At 72.6% G+C, this 17,234-nt stretch carries 15 protein-coding genes; 11 read left to right on the forward strand and 4 right to left on the reverse strand.

The genetic code is table 11. The annotated features are described in order from the left end of the window. Window positions 1–38: 38 nt before the first annotated feature. Window positions 39–443, reverse strand: coding sequence for a DNA-binding transcriptional response regulator (locus ABD335_RS14465; protein WP_344322736.1), 405 nt, complete (start codon window positions 441–443; stop codon window positions 39–41). Between the two features lie 207 nt (window positions 444–650). Here ABD335_RS14465 and ctaE point away from each other — a divergent pair, with 207 nt between their 5' ends. The 5 genes from ctaE to trpD all read left to right on the forward strand — a co-directional run bounded on the left by ctaE (window position 651) and on the right by trpD (window position 6,129). After that, window positions 651–1,259: an aa3-type cytochrome oxidase subunit III gene (gene ctaE / locus ABD335_RS14470; RefSeq protein WP_344322737.1), complete on the forward strand. Its 609-nt coding sequence runs from the start codon at window positions 651–653 to the stop codon at window positions 1,257–1,259. Between the two features lie 101 nt (window positions 1,260–1,360). Next, window positions 1,361–2,170 carry a cytochrome bc1 complex diheme cytochrome c subunit gene (qcrC, locus tag ABD335_RS14475; protein ID WP_344322738.1) on the forward strand — a complete coding sequence of 270 codons (810 nt, stop codon included), beginning with the start codon at window positions 1,361–1,363 and terminating at the stop codon, window positions 2,168–2,170. Further along, a complete protein-coding gene (gene qcrA / locus ABD335_RS14480) occupies window positions 2,167–3,225 on the forward strand; it encodes a cytochrome bc1 complex Rieske iron-sulfur subunit (RefSeq protein WP_344322740.1) in 1,059 nt (352 codons plus the stop codon). The genes qcrC and qcrA overlap by 4 nt, the downstream gene beginning before the upstream one ends. Further along, window positions 3,222–4,862: a cytochrome bc1 complex cytochrome b subunit gene (qcrB, locus tag ABD335_RS14485; protein WP_344322741.1), complete on the forward strand. Its 1,641-nt coding sequence runs from the start codon at window positions 3,222–3,224 to the stop codon at window positions 4,860–4,862. Before qcrA ends, qcrB begins: the two co-directional genes overlap by 4 nt. A 202-nt stretch (window positions 4,863–5,064) precedes the next feature. Beyond that, window positions 5,065–6,129 carry an anthranilate phosphoribosyltransferase gene (gene trpD / locus ABD335_RS14490; protein WP_344322742.1) on the forward strand — a complete coding sequence of 355 codons (1,065 nt, stop codon included), beginning with the start codon at window positions 5,065–5,067 and terminating at the stop codon, window positions 6,127–6,129. Between the two features lie 154 nt (window positions 6,130–6,283). Here trpD and ABD335_RS14495 read toward each other — a convergent pair whose 3' ends face one another. Then, the gene (locus ABD335_RS14495; protein ID WP_344322743.1) at window positions 6,284–6,565 is read right to left on the reverse strand and encodes an Lrp/AsnC family transcriptional regulator; all 282 of its coding nucleotides are present in this window, start codon (window positions 6,563–6,565) and stop codon (window positions 6,284–6,286) included. 537 nt (window positions 6,566–7,102) lie between these two features. Between ABD335_RS14495 and ABD335_RS14500 the strand changes: the two genes are divergently transcribed. From ABD335_RS14500 to ABD335_RS14520, 5 genes are all read left to right on the forward strand, one after another. Then, window positions 7,103–7,342 (forward strand): hypothetical protein, encoded by a 240-nt coding sequence (locus ABD335_RS14500; protein ID WP_031506535.1) that lies wholly within the window; start codon window positions 7,103–7,105, stop codon window positions 7,340–7,342. A gap of 20 nt (window positions 7,343–7,362) precedes the next feature. Then, a complete protein-coding gene (locus ABD335_RS14505) occupies window positions 7,363–8,709 on the forward strand; it encodes an NYN domain-containing protein (RefSeq protein WP_344322744.1) in 1,347 nt (448 codons plus the stop codon). A 324-nt stretch (window positions 8,710–9,033) separates the two neighbouring features. Continuing rightward, window positions 9,034–10,062 (forward strand): C40 family peptidase, encoded by a 1,029-nt coding sequence (locus ABD335_RS14510; protein ID WP_344322745.1) that lies wholly within the window; start codon window positions 9,034–9,036, stop codon window positions 10,060–10,062. Window positions 10,063–10,332: 270 nt separating this feature from the next. Beyond that, window positions 10,333–11,400, forward strand: a complete 1,068-nt coding sequence (locus tag ABD335_RS14515) for a C40 family peptidase (RefSeq protein WP_425583632.1) — start codon at window positions 10,333–10,335, stop codon at window positions 11,398–11,400. 62 nt (window positions 11,401–11,462) lie between these two features. Further along, window positions 11,463–12,764 carry a hypothetical protein gene (locus ABD335_RS14520; RefSeq protein ID WP_344322746.1) on the forward strand — a complete coding sequence of 434 codons (1,302 nt, stop codon included), beginning with the start codon at window positions 11,463–11,465 and terminating at the stop codon, window positions 12,762–12,764. Between the two features lie 27 nt (window positions 12,765–12,791). Here the strand turns inward: ABD335_RS14520 and ABD335_RS14525 are convergent, their stop codons facing one another. Then, a complete protein-coding gene (locus tag ABD335_RS14525; RefSeq protein ID WP_344322747.1) occupies window positions 12,792–14,048 on the reverse strand; it encodes a glycosyltransferase 87 family protein in 1,257 nt (418 codons plus the stop codon). Window positions 14,049–14,110: 62 nt separating this feature from the next. Between ABD335_RS14525 and ABD335_RS14530 the strand changes: the two genes are divergently transcribed. Further along, complete coding sequence (locus ABD335_RS14530; protein WP_344322748.1) at window positions 14,111–15,265, forward strand: glycosyltransferase family 4 protein; 1,155 nt, start codon at window positions 14,111–14,113, stop codon at window positions 15,263–15,265. 140 nt (window positions 15,266–15,405) lie between these two features. Here the strand turns inward: ABD335_RS14530 and ABD335_RS14535 are convergent, their stop codons facing one another. Then, window positions 15,406–17,205 carry an AMP-dependent synthetase/ligase gene (locus ABD335_RS14535; RefSeq protein WP_344322749.1) on the reverse strand — a complete coding sequence of 600 codons (1,800 nt, stop codon included), beginning with the start codon at window positions 17,203–17,205 and terminating at the stop codon, window positions 15,406–15,408. Window positions 17,206–17,234 lie beyond the last annotated feature (29 nt).

The raw sequence follows: 17,234 nt of genomic DNA on the forward strand, positions 1-17,234 counted from the left end.
GCGCCGCCCCCCCCCCCGTCGTACCGCCCGGATGCCGCTCAGGCGGCCGTGCGCCGCAGCCTGTGCCGGAGCAGCCCGGCCAGGGAGTCGGCGAGGGCCACCGGGTCCACCGGGTGCGGGACGACCGCCTCGGCCCGGCTCCAGGTGGCCAGCCAGGCGTCCTGCGGGCGACCGATCAGCAGCAGGACGGGCGGGCAGTCGAAGATCTCGTCCTTGATCTGGCGGCACACGCCCATCCCCCCGGCGGGCACCGCCTCGCCGTCCAGCACGCAGACGTCGACGCCGCCCCCCTCCAGGGCGTCGAGCACCGCGGGGAGCGTGGCGCACTCCAGGTACTGGACCGGCGGCACGTCGGCGGCCGGCCGACGCCCGGCGGCCAGCCGCACCTGCTCGCGGGTGTTGGCGTCGTCGCTGTAGACCAGCACCGTGGCGGTCGGCTGCATGGTTCCTCCGTGTCCTCGGGGTCCATGGGTCCATGGGGCCATGGGATCGACAAGCCGTCGTGGCCGGATGCTACTCCTCGCGGAGGCGCCCCGTCAGGGCTCCGGAAGCGCGTCCTCGCGGGGTGTCCGAGCCGGTCGCGGAGGGGTTGACACACCGAACGGCACCCCCGGAGTGAGGGCTGGATAAGCGACCGACATAATGTCGGCGTGGCGACAGCAACAGCAGTAGATACCGGGCACGCGCACCCGTCGGTCAACCGACCGAACCTCACCAGCGTCGGAACCATCATCTGGCTGAGTTCCGAGCTGATGTTCTTCGCGGCCCTCTTCGCGATGTACTTCACCCTGCGGTCGGTGACCGGCCCCGAGTACTGGTCGGAGCAGGCGGACATCCTGAACCTTCCGTTCTCGGCGGCGAACACCACGATCCTGGTGCTCTCCTCCCTCACCTGTCAGCTCGGCGTCTTCGCCGCCGAGCGCGGCGACGTGAAGAGGCTCCGCCTGTGGTTCGTGGTCACCTTCGTCATGGGTGCCATCTTCATCGGCGGCCAGGTCTTCGAGTACACGGAGCTGGTCCACGAGGGGGTGAGCATCTCCTCGGGGCCCTACGGTTCGGTGTTCTACCTGACCACCGGCTTCCACGGCCTCCACGTGACGGGCGGCCTGATCGCCTTCCTGTTCGTCCTGGGCCGGACGTACGCGGCCAGGAGGTTCACCCACCACCAGGCCACCGCGGCCATCGTGGTGTCCTATTACTGGCACTTCGTCGACGTGGTCTGGATCGGTCTGTTCGCCACGATCTACCTGATCAAGTGATCGGGTGGTCCGGTTCCGCCGGTTCCGTACGACGAGCGGACCGCGACGGACAGACACAGCCAGAAGCATCGACGCAGAAGATCCTGACACCGGGGTAATCCGTGAAAAAGCTCTCCGCACGACGGCGCCATCCGCTGGCGGCGCTCGTCGTCCTACTCTTCGCGCTGGCGGCCACCGGGGGGCTGTACGCCGCGTTCGCTCCCGCGGACGAGGCGAAGGCCGACACCTCGGCCCAGTCCCTCGCCATCGAGGAGGGCAAGAAGCTCTACGCCACCGGCTGCTCCAGCTGCCACGGAACCGGTGGCCAGGGCACCTCCGACGGCCCCAGCCTGGTGGGCGTCGGCGCCGCAGCCGTGGACTTCCAGGTGGGCACCGGGCGCATGCCGGCCCAGTCCCCGGGCGCCCAGGTGCCCGAGAAGCCGAAGGTCTACAATCAGAAGGAAATCGACCAGCTCGCGGCCTACATCGCTTCGCTGGGCCCCGGCCCGGCCATCCCGAGCGAGGAGCAGTACGACCCCTCGGGTGCCGACATGGCCGCGGGTGGCGAACTGTTCCGCACCAACTGCGCGCAGTGCCACAACTTCACCGGTCAGGGTGGCGCCCTGACCAACGGCAAGTACGCTCCCCCGCTCACGGACGTCGATCCCAAGTACGTCTACGAGGCGATGCTCCATGGTCCGCAGAACATGCCCGCCTTCCCCGACAGCGTCATGCCGCCGCAGGAGAAGCGGGAGATCATCGCGTACCTGCAGGAGGTCAACGGCAAGACCACGGCGAGCCCCGGCGGCTTCAAGCTGGGTGGCTTCGGTCCGGTGGCCGAGGGCATGTTCGCCTGGACCATCGTCCTCGCCCTTCTGATCTGCACCGCCGTGTGGGTCGCGGCACGCACCGCCAAGGCCAGGAAGTCATGAGTAGCCACACCGGATCCCACGAAGACGAGAACCTCCCCGAGAGGCGCGAAGGCGCCCAGGGTGAGGTGGCGACCAGGGAGAACCCCTTCGCCGACCCCGGGCTGCCGCCCCACGAGCCGCGGAAGCAGGACATCGACGAGCGGTCCGCCAAGCGGTCCGAGCGCACGGTCGCCCTGCTGTTCACGGTGTCGATGCTGGCCACCATCGGCTTCATCGCCTCGTACGTGATCTTCCCCATCGACCAGCTCGTGACCATCTGGCCGCTGGGCAGGATCAGCGCGCTGAACTTCTCGCTCGGCATGACCCTGGGCATCGCCCTGTTCTGCATCGGCGCCGGCGCGGTCCACTGGGCCCGCACGCTGATGTCGGACCACGAGCTGATCGGCGAGCGCCACCCGGTCGAGGCCGACGAGGACACCAGGGAGAAGGTCCTCGCCGACTTCCACCAGGGCGCCAAGGAGTCGCAGCTCGGCCGCCGCAAGCTGATCCGCAACACCATGTTCGGCGCGCTGGCCCTGGTGCCGCTCTCCGGCGTGGTGCTGCTGCGCGACCTCGGTCCCCTGCCCGAGGACAAGCTCCGGCACACCGCCTGGAGCAAGGGCAAGATGCTGGTGAACCAGAACACCGGCGAGCCCCTGCGTCCGGAGGACATCACCGTCGGTTCGCTGGTCTTCGCCCAGCCCGAGGGGCTGGAGGAGGGCAGCCACGACTTCCAGAAGGAGATCGCCAAGGCCGCCGTGATGCTCGTCCGGCTGGAGCCGAACGACATCAAGGACAAGCGGGAGCTCGACTGGTCCCACGAGGGGATCGTCGCCTTCTCCCGGATCTGCACCCACGTCGGCTGCCCGGTTACCCTGTACGAGCAGCAGACCCACCATGTGCTGTGCCCGTGCCACCAGTCGACGTTCGACCTGGCGGACGGCGCACGCGTGATCTTCGGCCCGGCCGGTCATCCCCTGCCGCAGCTGCGGATCGGTGTCAACGACGACGGTTTCCTCGAAGCGCAGGACGACTTCGCCGAGCCCGTCGGCCCGACCTTCTGGGAGCGCGGATGAGTACGACGAGCGATGCCCCGAAGCGTCGGGGCAAGGCACCCGCCGGCGAGCGGGTCGCCGACTGGGCCGACGGCCGCCTGGGCATCTACACCCTGGCCAAGGCCAACATGCGCAAGATCTTTCCGGACCACTGGTCCTTCATGCTCGGAGAGGTCTGCCTCTACAGCTTCATCATCATCATTCTGACCGGCGTCTACCTGACGCTGTTCTTCCACCCGAGCATGGCCGAGGTGACCTACCACGGCGCCTATGTGCCCATGCAGGGCGTGCACATGTCCGAGGCGTACGCCTCGACGCTGGACATCAGCTTCGACGTCCGCGGCGGTCTGCTCATGCGGCAGATCCACCACTGGGCCGCGCTGGTGTTCCTGGTCGGCATGTTCGTGCACATGATGCGCGTCTTCTTCACCGGCGCGTTCCGCAAGCCGCGCGAGATCAACTGGCTGTTCGGCTTCCTGCTGCTGGTGCTGGGCATGTTCACCGGCTTCACCGGCTACTCCCTGCCGGACGACCTGCTCTCGGGCACCGGCATCCGGTTCATGGAGGGCGCGATCCTCTCCATCCCGGTGGTCGGCACCTACATCGCCATGTTCCTCTTCGGCGGCGAGTTCCCGGGGACGGAGATCATCCCGCGGTTCTTCGTGATCCACGTCCTGCTGCTGCCCGGCATCATGCTGGGGCTCGTGGTGGCGCACCTGATCCTGGTCTTCTACCACAAGCACACCCAGTTCGCCGGTCCCGGACGGACCGAGAAGAACGTGGTCGGCATGCCGCTGCTGCCGGTCTACATGGGCAAGGCCGGAGGCTTCTTCTTCCTGGTCTTCGGCATCATCGCGATCATCTCCGCGACGGTCACCATCAACCCGATCTGGGTGCTGGGCCCGTACCGGCCGGACCAGGTGTCCACCAACGCGCAGCCCGACTGGTACATGGGCTTCTCCGAGGGCCTGATCCGCGCGATGCCGGGCTGGGAGATCGTGCTGCCGGGCGGCTACACGCTCGCCCTGGGCGTGTTGATCCCGCTGATGATCTTCCCGCTGGTACTGGCGGCGATCGCGGTGTACCCGTTCATCGAGTCCTGGGTCACCGGCGACAAGCGCGAGCACCACATCCTGGACCGTCCGCGCAACGCCCCGACGCGCACCGCGTTCGGCGCGGCCTGGATCGCCCTGTACTTCGTGTGCCTGGTCGGTGGTGGAAACGACCTGTGGGCCACCCACTTCCACCTGTCGATCAACGCCATCACCTGGTTCGTCCGCATCGGGTTCTTCGTGGTGCCGGTGATCACCTTCATCGTCACCAAGCGGATCTGCCTGGGTCTGCAGCGGCGCGACCGCGAGAAGGTGCTGCACGGCCGCGAGAGCGGCATCATCAAGCGGCTGCCGCACGGTGAGTTCATCGAGGTGCACGAGCCGCTCTCGCAGGAGCAGCTCCACACGCTCACCGCGCACGAGCAGTACAAGCCGCTGGAGATCGGCCCGGAGGTGGACGAGAACGGCGTGACCCGCAAGGTCGGCCGGGTGCAGAAGCTCCGTGCCAGGCTCAGCCGGGGCTACTACGGCGAGGGCAACCAGATCCCGAAGCCGACGGTGGAGGAGTACAAGGAGCTGACCAGCGGCCACGGCCACGGTCACTGAGTTCCCGCGAAGATCGCCACACACGGGGCCCCGCCCCCTCCGGTGCGGAGGGGGCGGGGCCCCGCGGCGTGTGCGGGGGCGGGCGGTCGATGTCCGGAGTGCGGTCATCGGCCGTGGAGAGCGGCGCGCACGCCGTAGGCTGGCGGAGGGCCGCCTCGCCGGCCCGGCTTCTTGTGAATCGGACATGCCAGGAGTGATCCCCATGAGCGTTGTTACCCCGACCGGAGGCGACACCATGGCGGCCCGCACCTGGCCGGACGTGCTGAGTGCGCTGCTGGCCGGTGAGGATCTTTCCGCCGACAGCACCGCCTGGGCGATGGACCGCATCATGCGGGGCGAGGCGACCGACGCGCAGATCGCCGGATTCGCGGTGGCCCTGCGCGCCAAGGGCGAGACGGTCGACGAGGTCGTCGGGATGGTCCGCGCGATGTACGAGCACGCCAACGTGATCGACGTGCCGGGCCCGTCGGTCGACATCGTCGGCACCGGCGGCGACCGGGCCAGAACGGTGAACATCTCCACCATGTCCTCGATCGTGGTGGCCGGCACCGGCGCCCGGGTCGTCAAGCACGGCAACCGCGCGGCCTCCAGCGCGTGCGGGACCGCGGACGTGCTGGAGAAGCTGGGGGTCAACCTGGACCTGACGCCGGAGCGGGTCGCCGAGGTCGCGGCCGAGGCCGGGATCAGCTTCTGCTTCGCGGTGAAGTTCCACCCCTCCCTGCGGCACGTGGGCGCCGCCCGGAAGGAGCTGGGCATCGCGACGGTCTTCAACTTCCTCGGCCCGCTGACCAACCCCGCCCGGGTGGGGGCCCAGGCCACCGGCGTCGCCGACGCCCGGATGGCGCCGATCGTGGCGGGCGTGCTGGCCGAGCGCGGGGTCTCCGCGCTGGTCTTCCGCGGCGACGACGGCCTGGACGAGCTGACCACGACGGGCACCTCGACGGTGTGGACGGTCGGCGGCGGACAGGTCCGCAGGGAGGTCTTCGACCCGCGGGACGTCGGCATCGAGACGGTGCCGCTGGAGGCCCTGCGCGGCGGGGACCCCGCCCACAACGCGGACGTGGTGCGGCGGCTGCTGGACGGCGAGACCGGTCCCGTGCGGGACGCGGTACTGCTGAACTCCGCCGCCGCGCTGGTCGCCCTGGAGCCGGACGACGCGCCGCTGGTCGAGCGGATCGCGGCGGGCATGGAGCGGGCGGCGGAGTCCATCGACTCCGGAGCGGCCAAGGCGGCCCTGGAGCGCTGGGTGGAGGTCAGCAACGCCTGAGGGCGGCGGGGCGGGCGCCCGGGCCCGCTCCCGCGGCCGCGGAGCGCACGGAGCGGCGGGAGCCCCGGCACACCCGGTGCCGGGGCTCCCGCCCGTCCTCCGCCGCTTCCGCGGACTTCGTCCCCGGGGGCCCGCCCCGGGCGCCGCTCCGGGGCTAGGAGTCGAGGCCGATGGCGAACGCGGCCTCCAGATCGTGCCGGGAGTAGGTCCGGAAGGCGATGTGGGTCTCGGTGGACTCCACGCCGGGGACCTTGCTGATCCGGCCCGGGATGACCTCCGCGAGCTCCTCGTGCCGGACCACCCGGACGATGGCGATCAGATCGTGGGCGCCGGTCACCGAGTAGACCTCGCTGACCCCCTCCAGCGCGGCGATCTCTTCGGCGATCTCCGGGATGCGGTCGGTGCTGGTCTTGATGAGCACGATCGAGGTGATCACGGTTTTCCCTTCCTCGGGGGAGCTTCTTCGGGGGAGGGCCTGCGGCGGAGTCTCCGCCGTCGGCGCCCCCGGGAGGCTGTGTTCCGGAGTTCCCCGGAGTTCCCCGGAGGTCCCTGGCCTTCCCCCGGCCTGTCCCCCGGCGTTTCCCCGGGTCGCCGGAGCCGGCCCGATCACTGTAGCCCGCCGTCGCCGGCGGGCCGGCGTCCGGGAAGCGGGGACGGACCCGGCCCGCGCCGGTGGGCGCCGCCGGGGCGTGGGGGGATGGTGTCGGCTCGGATACGGGCCGCACGCCACGGCACACCCGGTGGTCACCAGGCCGTAGGGTTGCGGAGATGCCCCAACCGGGTGTCCGCGCCACGTGTGACGTGGGAGAACCAGGGCATTCGGGGCACCCGGGACATCCGATGCGTCGGAGGCGGCGGGGCGGAGAAGACGGGACAGCGGACGGCGCGACGGGACGAGCGAGGAACGACAGCAGGGACGCCGGTGACGCCGAGGGTGCCGGCGGCACGGGAAGACCGAGGAGAGGACGGAACGATGCCGGTTCCCCGACCGAACGAAGGAACGCGGTGGCGCTGCACGATGTGCGGCAACCTCACCCGCTTCGATGTGACGCGCTCCAGCAGGGTGGTGGAGTACGTGCACCTCGACCTGGCCGGCGAGCCGAGGGTGGAGGAGCGCGAGGTGCTCAGCGAGGAGATCGAATCGGTGCGCTGCCGCTGGTGCAACGCGGTGGACCAGGTCGAACTGGTGGACCGTCCCGGCGCGCAGGTGTGACGGCGAGCGGGGTGTGAGACGTGGTGGAACGGACGGGTGGTGAGCGCGAACCGGGGGAGGAGTCGCTCGACCGCCCACTGCCGGAGAAGGTGCGCCGCCGGGTGGTGGCGCTGACGGGGGATGCGCTCGGCGGGCTCACCGTCGCCGAACTTCCCGCCCCCCTGCGGCAGTACGCCCGTTTCACACCCCAGCGGCGGGTCAAGTTCGCGGGCAACGCCATGGCCGCCTCGCTGGAGAGCGAGCCCGTCTTCCGGCAGCGGATCGCCGAGCGGTTGCGCGAGATGCTGCCGGAGCTGGCCGAGACGGTGGAGAGCGGCACGCTCCCGGCCGCCGCGGACCCGGTGGACGTGGCCGCGGTCGCGTACGTGCTGCGCCCGGAGGGCTGGGTCAAGCTCGTCGCCGCCGCGGGCGAGGAGGCCCAACGGGCGCAGGCCGAGCGGGCGGGCGAGGAGGCCGAGCGGGAACTGGTCCGGCTGCGGGAGGAACTGGCCCGGGCGAAGGTCGCGGCGCGCGGCGACACCGAGCGGCTGCGCGCGGAGTTGGAGGCGGCCCGCAAGGAGGTCGACGTCCTCCACCGCAGGCTGCGCAGCGCGCAGAGCGACGTCAAGCGCGGCGAGGCCGCCGTGCGCAAGGTGCGGGCCGAGTTGGAGGCGGTGCGGGCCGAGGCCGCCGCGGAGAAGGCGAACGCGGAGAACGAGGCGCGCCGTCTGCGGGCGCGGCTGGCGGAGGCCGAGTCGGCCCTGGAGGCGAACCGCCGGGCGGTGCGCGAGGGGCGCAGCGTGGAGGACATGCGGCTGCGGCTGCTGCTGGACACGGTGCTGGACGCGGCCCAGGGCCTGCGGCGCGAACTCGCGCTGCCCCCCGTCACCACGCGCCCGGCCGAGACCGTGGAAGCGGTCGAGCCCGGCCGGATGACGCCCAGGGACATCGCGCGGCGCGCCCTGTCCGAGGACGATCCCGCCCTCCTCGACCAGTTGTTGGCGCTGCCCCAGGCGCATCTGGTGGTGGACGGCTACAACGTCACCAAGACCGGCTATCCGTCGCTGCCCCTGGAGAAGCAGCGGCTGCGGCTGCTGGGCGGGCTGGCGGGCCTGGCGGCCCAGACGGGCGCCGAGGTGACCTGCGTCTTCGACGGGGCGGACCTGGCGGCCCCGGTGCTGCTGGCGCCGCCGCGGGGCGTGCGGGTGCTGTTCAGCAAGCCGGGGCAGACCGCCGACGAGTTGATCCGTCGTCTGGTGCGCGCCGAACCGCCGGGACGGCCGGTGGTCGTGGTCTCGGCGGACCGGGAGGTGGCGGACGGAGTGGCCGCGGCCGGGGCCCGGCCGGTGTCGTCGGTCCTGCTGCTGCGTCGTCTCGGCCGCACCTGAGGAGTCGGTGCGCTCGACCGCCTCCGACGCACCGTCAGGAGGACGGCGCCGCGCCCGAAATGTCCGCAGGGGAGGGCACGCAGCGTCAACCGGCTGTCGCTGCCCGTGGGGCGATGGTAAAGGATGTGACCGTTGAGCGAGATTTTTCCTATGAGGATTTGAAGCGATCACGGTGCATGGCTAGTGTCTGGCCCGAACCTCCGCGCGGTTGATCACCCAACCGGGGTGGCAGCGGAGGTACCGCCGAATCCGCGGCGCTCATCGCGGAGTCGGGTGGCCCCCAACCACTCCGGCAGGCGGCTGAGGAAGAAGGAGCTCGCCCCAGTGGCGTCCCACCGTCGACCCAAGCAGCCGAACCGCACCCGGGTGACCGTGCTCACCGCGACCGCAGCAGCGGCGGTCGCGCTGACCTCGCAGGCGGCACAGGCCGAGCCGAAGCTGTCCAAGGACGAAGTCAAGGCCAAGGTCGACAAACTCTACGAAGAGGCCGAGGCCGCCACCGAGAAGTACAACGGTGCCAAGGAGAAGCAGGACAAGCTGGAGAAGCAGGTCGGCAACCTCCAGGACAGCGTCGCGCGCGGTCAGGACGAGCTGAACGACCTGCGCGACAGCCTGGGGACGATGGCCACCGCCCAGTACCGCTCCGGGGGCATGGACCCGTCCCTGCAGCTGTTCCTCTCCTCGGACCCCGACAGCTACCTCGCCAAGGCGTCCGCACTGGACCAGCTCGGCAGCAAGCAGGCCGAGGCGCTGAAGAAGATCCAGTCCAAGCAGCGGAGCCTCGCGCAGCAGCGCGAGGAGGCGTCCGAGAAGCTGAAGGACCTGGAGGAGACCCGCAAGGAACTCGGCGAGAAGAAGAAGAAGATCCAGGGCAAGCTCGCCGAGGCCCAGAGACTCCTGAACACCCTGACGGCCAAGGAGCGCCAGGAGCTCGCCGCGGAGGAGGAGCGCGCCAACCGCGCCTCCACGGAGCGGGTCGACCTCGGTACTTCGGCCTCCGCCAGCAACCGGGCCGCCGCCGCCCTCAGCGCGGCCCAGACCAAGATCGGCTCGCCCTACGTCTGGGGCGCCACCGGTCCCAACTCCTTCGACTGCTCCGGGCTGACCTCCTGGGCGTACGCCCAGGCCGGCGTCTCCCTGCCGCGCACCTCGCAGGCGCAGGCCAACGCCGGGACCCGGATCTCGTCCCAGAGCCAGCTGGCCCCCGGCGACCTGGTCATCTTCTACAGCGACCTCCACCACGTCGGCCTCTACGCCGGCAACGGGCAGATCCTCCACGCCCCCAAGCCGGGCGCCAACGTGCGCTACGAGTCGATCAACAACATGCCGTTCATGTTCGGCGTGCGCGTCTGACCGGCTCGCCGCCGGCCCGCGCGGCCCTTCCAGGCGTCTTCCTCCCTCCCCCGTCCGGGTGAACCCGGACGGGGGAGGGTTTTTCCGTCTCCCCGCCCACGACCTGCGCACGGGACGGCGGCGGCGCGCTCCGCCGGAAGAAACGGTTCGTGAACCGACGGTGTCCGCGCGGCTACTCTCGGCTCCCTCCGTTCCCGTGCGGAGCCCGGCCCCACCCGGGCGGCGGGGACGTCACGGAGACTCCTCAGCGGAAGGGAGAGCGGCCCCACCGTGGTCTCGCACCGGTCCCCCCGACACGGCTCTCATCGACGCACCGACCGGCCCCGCACCCCGTACTCCGGCGCCTTCGGCCTGGGCACCAGGGTCACCGCGCTGTCGGCCGCCGCGGGCGCGGCGGCCGCCCTGACGGCGGTGCCGGCGGGCGCCGACCCCGGAGGAGGGAGCGACCCGGCCGCGACGAGCGCGCGCCTGGACCGGCTCTACGCGGAGGCCGAGCGGGCCACCGAGGAGTACAACGCCGTCGCCGAGCGCGTGGACGACCTCCGCGAGGAGGTCGAGCGGGCCCAGGACGACGCCGCGCGCGACCAGGACAGGGTCAACCGGATGCGCGGCGCCCTGGGGGCCCTGGCGACCGCCCAGTACCGCTCCGGGGGCATGGACCCGTCCCTGCGGCTGTTCCTCTCCTCGGACCCCGACGACTACCTCGCCAAGGCCGCCACCCTGGACCGGATCAACAGCCGCCAGACCGCCAGGCTCACGGCGTTCCAGCGCGCCACCAGGACACTGGACCAGCGGCGCGCCGAGGCCCGCGGGAAGCTCGCCGAACTGAGACGCCAACGCGAACTCCTGCGCGGCCACCGGGAGTCCGTGCAGCGCAAGCTCGGTGCCGCCCAGCGGCTGCTCAACCGGCTCCCTCCCGAGGAGCGCGCGGCCCGCGAACGCGCCTCGCGCGGCACCGGACGCGTCGGCGCGGCCGGGACGGAGGGCCTCTCGCCGCGGGCCGCCGCGGCGGTGGCCGCCGTGCGGCGGGCGGTCGGCTCGCCGTACGCGTGGGGCCAGGCCGGCCCCGACGCCTTCGACTGCTCGGGCCTGACCTCCTGGGCGTACGCCCAGGCCGGGGTCGCCCTGCCGCGCACCTCGCAGGGGCAGCTCCACGCCGGGCGGCACGTACCGCTGGAGCGGGCGCTCCCGGGCGACCTGGTCGTCTACCGCTCGGACGCCGGCCACGTCGGGATGTACGTCGGCGACGGTCGGGTCGTGCACGCCCCGCACCCCGGGGCGCGGGTGCGCCACGACCCGGTCGGGATGATGCCGATCGCCGCCGTCGTCCGCCCCTGACGCCCCTCCCGGCCGCGCCCGGCTCGTCAGGACCGCGTGCCCGGCCCCGTACGATCGACGGCGTGAGACGGTGGTGGCGGAGCACGGTGGCGGCGCTGACGGCCGGGCTGCTGACCTGCTCGGCCGCCTGCACGGGCCCCGGGGCCGACCGGGACGACCACGCGCCGTTCCAGGCGCTGCTGGACCGGCAGGCCGAGGCCGTCCTCGACGGCGACCGCGGGGCCTACCTGGCGACCGTCGACCCCCGGGCGGAGCGCTACCGCGCCGCCCAGCGCACGGTGTTCCGCAACCTCACCCGGCTTCCGCTGGCCCAGTGGTCCTACCGCGTCACCGCCGCCGGCGACGGCGCCTTCCCGCTCCCGGACGAGGCCGGCGGCGAGGGGGCGCCGCGGCGGGTCGCCGTACGGGCCGAACTGCGCTACCGCGTCCGGGGATACGACACCGTGCCGGTGCGGGCCGAGGAGTACCTGACCCTCACCGAGCGGAAGGGCCGCTGGTACGTCTCCTCCGACGGCGACGGCGGGGGGGACGGCGGGGGCCGCCGCGGCACCGAACAGCTCTGGGAACAGGGCGAGATGACCGTCGTCCGGGGGAAGCGGAGCCTGGTGCTCGGCGTCGGGCGCGAGAAGGCCGCCCTGCGCGCCCTGGCGGCCGACGCCGACCGGGCGGTGCCCCGGGTGGCCGCCGTCTGGCCGCGCGAGTGGCCCCGCCGGGTACTGGTCCAGGCCCCCGCGACCCTGGAGCGGATGGCGGCGCTCCTGGGCGGCAGCGCTTCCACCTACCGGGGCGTCGCCGCCGTCACCACCGGCGAGGTGGGCGGTCGCGGCGAGGCGCCCGCCGAGCGGATCGTGGTCAACCCCCAGGCGTACGGCCTGCTGAGCGAGGAGGGGCGACGGATCGTCATGACCCACGAGACCACCCACGTCGCCACCCGCCCGCACACCACCGACGCCACCCCGATGTGGCTCTCGGAGGGCTTCGCCGACTGGGTCGGCTACCGGGACACCGGACGGCCGCCCACCCGGGTCGCCCCCCGACTCACCGACGCCGTGCGGAGGGACGAGGTGCCCCGGCGACTCCCCTCCGACGAGGACTTCGACTTCGCCGGGGACGCCGACCGGCTGGCCCGCGCCTACGAGAGCGGCTGGCTGGCCTGCCGGCTGGTGGCGCGGGAGTGGGGCGAGGAGAAGCTGATCGAGCTGTACCTGGCGGCGGCCCGGGGCGCGGACGGCGCGTCGGACGACGGGGACGCCGAGGCGGAGGAGCGCGCGACCGACGCCGCGGTCCGCGAGACGCTCGGCATCGGGCTGGAGGAACTCACCGCGCGCTGGCGCGACCACGTCCGCGAGGAACTCGGCGGCTGAGCCGGCCGGGCTGCCGAGCCCTCGGGGTCACCGGGCGAGCAGTCCGCCGTCCCGCTCCGGGGACGGGGCCCGCCCGTCCTCCTCGGCGAGGACGGCCGCGCGGCGACGGGGCTCGGTCACCGTCGTGCGCCACAGCCGGGCACAGGAGAGGACCGCGGCGGCCAGCAGCAGCCCGTTGCGCACCACCAGCAGGATGATGCCCAGGGCGTCGCTCGCCACCACGCTCCCGAAGTTGAGGGGGAACTCCAGCAGCGTCACCCCCGTCGCCACGACCACCAGCAGCGCGGGCGGGCCCTGCCGGCCGGTGCGCAGCGTCACGCACACCGCCGCCAGCCCCACGAGCCAGACCATGTACTGCGGACTGATCACCCGGCTGGTGACGGTGAACAGCAGCACGGCGGCGAACGCGGCGTCCGCCGCCGTGCTCTCCGTCCACTCCACCGCCCGCAGCCGCCACCACAGCAGCCAGCCGAAGGACGCGGCGGTGCACACCACGGCCGCGGTGCTCACCGTGTCCACGTACGGACCCAGGAACTCCACCGAGCCGTAGTTCAGCAGCACCTGGCCCTCCCAGCCGAAGTGCCGCGCCACGTGGAAGACCAGGGCCCCCAGCGACTCCACCTCGGTGCCGCGGTCGCGCTGGTGGGTGAGGAAGTCCAGCGCGCCGGGCATGGCGACGGCGAACGCGGCCGTCAGCAGGAGGGCCACCGCCGCGGCGGTGCCCCACACGATCCGGGTGACGCGCCCGCGGGGGGTGCCGACGAGCAGCAGCGCGGGCCACACCTTCAACAGCGCCCCGAAGGCCGCCAATGCCCCCGCCACGCGCGGGCTGCGGGCCAGCGCGAGGAGCGCGGCGACCGCGACGGCGGTGACCATCAGGTCGTAGCGGGCGTAGACCGTCGGGCCCAGCAGCGGCATCCCGGCCACCCACACCCACGCCCCCGCGTACCGGTACCGCCGCGCGCTCTCCGGCGCCCGCCGGGAGGCGTACAGCAGCAGCGCGAACGTGGCCGCGTCGGCCGCGCAGGCCAGCACGTAGAAGGCCGCCGGATAGTCCAGGAAGGGCAGCAGGGCGGGGGAGAGGATCGCCAGCGCGGCGGCGGGCGGGTACTGCCAGGTGACGTCCTCCGGAGGGAAGACCCCCGTCCGCAACACCTCGTACCAGCCCCGGTAGATGACCGAGACGTCGCTGGTGACGTCCGGCCCCGGCACGGTGATCACCTTGAACACGCACAGGAGCACCACGGTCCGGGTGGCGGCCCAGGCCGCGATGGAAAGGCGCATGGACCGACCGTACCGGGTGCGGCCCGCGAGCCCGGGCCGGCGCCGTTGTACTGTCGGCGGCGATGCACAAGACCCTGATCGTCACCAACGACTTCCCGCCCCGACCCGGAGGCATCCAGGCGTTCCTGCACAGCATGGCGCTGCGGCTGGACCCCGAGCGGGTCGTCGTCTACGCCTCGACCTGGAAGCGGAGCCGGGAGGGCGTCGAGGCCACCGCCCGCTTCGACGCCGAACAGCCCTTCACCGTCGTGCGCGACCGCACCACCATGCTGCTGCCCACCCCGCGCGTGACGCGCCGGGCGGTGGAGCTGCTGCGCGAACACGGCTGTACGTCCGTGTGGTTCGGGGCGGCGGCGCCGCTCGGCCTGATGGCCCCCGCGCTGCGCCGGGCGGGCGCCAAGCGGATCGTGGCGACCACGCACGGCCACGAGGCGGGCTGGGCCCAACTGCCCACCGCCCGGCGGCTGCTGCGGCGGATCGGCGAGGACACCGACACCCTCACCTACCTCGGCGAGTACACCCGCTCCCGGATCGCCGCCGCGCTCACCGACGAGGCGGCGGCCCGGATGGTCCACCTGCCGCCCGGCGTCGACGAGAAGACCTTCCACCCCGGCTCCGGCGGCGAGGCCGTGCGCGCCCGGCTCGGGCTCGCCGACCGGCCGGTCGTGGTGTGCGTCTCGCGGCTGGTGCCCCGCAAGGGGCAGGACACCCTCGTCCGCGCCATGCCGCGCGTCCTGGCCGAGGTGCCCGACGCGGTGCTGCTGATCGTCGGCGGCGGGCCGTACGGGAAGACGCTGCGGCGACTGGCCTCGGACACCGGCGTCGCCGACTCGGTGCGCTTCACCGGGGCGGTGCCGTGGGAGGAGCTGCCCGCCCACTACGGCGCGGGCGACGTCTTCGCCATGCCCTGCCGCACCCGCCGGGGCGGGCTGGACGTCGAGGGGCTGGGGATCGTCTACCTGGAGGCGTCGGCGACCGGGCTGCCCGTCGTCGCGGGCGACTCCGGCGGCGCGCCCGACGCGGTGCTGGACGGGGAGACCGGCTGGGTGGTGCGCGGCGCCCCCGCCGAGGCGGCGGCCGAGGAGACGGCCGACAGGGTCGTCACCCTGCTCAAGGACCCCGAACTGCGCCGCCGGATGGGCGAGCGCGGCCGGGAGTGGATCGAGGAACGCTGGCGGTGGGACCTGCTCGCCGGGCGTCTGGAGGAGCTGCTGTAGGGCGCGGGGAGACGGCCCGTACCGTCGCCGGGAACGCCGAACTCCCCTGCCCCGGCCGGGAGTCTCCGGCCGGGACAGGGGAGTGCGTGGACCTGCCGCCGCGTCCGCCCGGCGCGCGGACCGGGCGGCGACCGCCGCGGCTACGCGTACAGCGCCTCGATCTCCCGCGCGAAGTCCTTGGCGACCACGTTGCGCTTGAGCTTCAAAGAGGGCGTCAGGTGGCCGGAGTCCTCGGTGAACTGGGTCGGCAGGATGCGGAACTTGCGGACCGACTCGGCCCGGGAGACCGCCGCGTTGCCGTCGTCCACCGCCTGCTGGACGGCGGCCAGCAGCTCGGGGTCGGCGAGCAGTTCGTCCCGCGACAGGCCCGATTTGCCGTGCTCCTCGGCCCAGCGGGGCAGGAACTCCTCGTCCAGGGTGATCAGCGCGGCGACGAACGGGCGGCCGTCGCCCACCACCATGCACTCGGCGACCAGGGCGTGGGCCCGGATGCGGTCCTCGATGACGGCCGGGGCGACGTTCTTGCCGCCCGCCGTCACCAGGATCTCCTTCTTGCGGCCGGTGATGGCGAGGTAGCCGTCCTCGTCGAGGGTGCCGATGTCGCCGGTGTGGAACCAGCCGCCCTCCATCGCCTCGGCGGTGGCCGCCTCGTTGTTCCAGTAGCCGCTGAACAGGTGCTCGCCGCGCAGCAGCACCTCGCCGTCGTCGGCGATGCGGATCGTCGACCCCGGCAGCGGCTGCCCGACCGTGCCGATCTTCGGCCGATCGTAGGGGTTGAACGCGGTCGGCGCGCAGGACTCGGTGAGGCCGTAGCCCTCCAGCACGGTGAAGCCGATGCCGCGGTAGAAGTGCCCCAGCCGCTCGCCCAGGGGCGCGCCGCCGGAGATGGCGTGGGTGGCCCGGCCGCCCAGCACCGCGCGCAGCTTGCCGTAGACCAGCTTGTCGAACAGCTTGTGCCGCAGCCGCAGGCCCAGCGAGGGGCCGGACGGGGTGTCCAGCGCGCGGCTGTAGGCGATCGCGGTGTCCGCGGCCCGGTCGAAGATCTTCCCCTTGCCCTCGGAGCGGGCCTTGGCCCGCGCCGAGTTGTACACCTTCTCGAAGACCCGCGGCACGCCCAGGATCAGCGTCGGACGGAAGCCGGCCAGGTCGTCGGTGAGGTGCTTGATGTCGGGGCTCAGGCCGAGCCGGATCGGCGCCATGACGGCCGCCAACTGCACCATGCGGCCGAAGACGTGGGCGATCGGCAGGAAGAGCAGCACCGAGCCCTGACCCGTGACGAACAGCGGTTTCAGCCGCTCCACCACGTTGCCGCAGTCCGCGAAGAAGGCGCGGTGGGAGAGCACGCAGCCCTTGGGGCGGCCGGTGGTGCCGGAGGTGTAGACGATGGTGGCCGGGGAGTCGGCGTCGGCGGCGGAGCTGTGCTCGTCCAGGGTCGCGTCGGTCACGTGGGTGCCGGAGTCGACCAGCTTCTGCACCGCGCCGTCGTCGATGGTCCACAGGTGCGTCAGCCCCGGCAGCCGGTCGCGGACGGACTCCACCGAGGCGGCGTGGGCGCCGGTCTCGACGATGCAGCCGACGGCCCCGGAGTCGCCGAGGATCCACTGGATCTGCTCGGGCGAGCTGGTCTCGTAGATCGGCACGGTCACCGCGCCCGCGCTCCAGACCGCGAAGTCCAGCAGCGTCCACTCGTAGCGGGTGCGCGACATCAGACCGATCCGGTCACCCGGCTTGATCCCCGCGGCGATCAGGCCCTTGGCCGTCGCCCGCACCTCCGCCAGGAACTCCTCGGCGGTCAGGTCCTGCCACCGGCCGGTGCCGGCCGGGTCCTTGCGGGCGATGACGGGAACGTCCGGATGCTGTACGGCGTTGCGGCGGACGAGATCGGTCAGATTTCCGTCCGCGGGGACCTCGTACAGGGCCGGAAGGCTGAACTCGCGCAAAACTGATGCTCCTCGTCGGCGCCGCCACG

This window comes from Streptomyces macrosporus (assembly GCF_039533145.1).
Lineage (GTDB): Bacteria > Actinomycetota > Actinomycetes > Streptomycetales > Streptomycetaceae > Streptomyces > Streptomyces macrosporus.

Bases quoted from the DNA above. Each gene is read 5' to 3' on its own strand.
- ABD335_RS14465 (WP_344322736.1), bottom strand. From the start codon at position 443: ATGCAGCCGACCGCCACGGTGCTGGTCTACAGCGACGACGCCAACACC.
- qcrA (WP_344322740.1), top strand. From the start codon at position 2,167: ATGAGTAGCCACACCGGATCCCACGAAGACGAGAACCTCCCCGAGAGG.
- qcrB (WP_344322741.1), top strand. From the start codon at position 3,222: ATGAGTACGACGAGCGATGCCCCGAAGCGTCGGGGCAAGGCACCCGCC.
- trpD (WP_344322742.1), top strand. From the start codon at position 5,065: ATGAGCGTTGTTACCCCGACCGGAGGCGACACCATGGCGGCCCGCACC.
- ABD335_RS14500 (WP_031506535.1), top strand. From the start codon at position 7,103: ATGCCGGTTCCCCGACCGAACGAAGGAACGCGGTGGCGCTGCACGATG.
- ABD335_RS14525 (WP_344322747.1), bottom strand. From the start codon at position 14,048: ATGCGCCTTTCCATCGCGGCCTGGGCCGCCACCCGGACCGTGGTGCTC.
- ABD335_RS14530 (WP_344322748.1), top strand. From the start codon at position 14,111: ATGCACAAGACCCTGATCGTCACCAACGACTTCCCGCCCCGACCCGGA.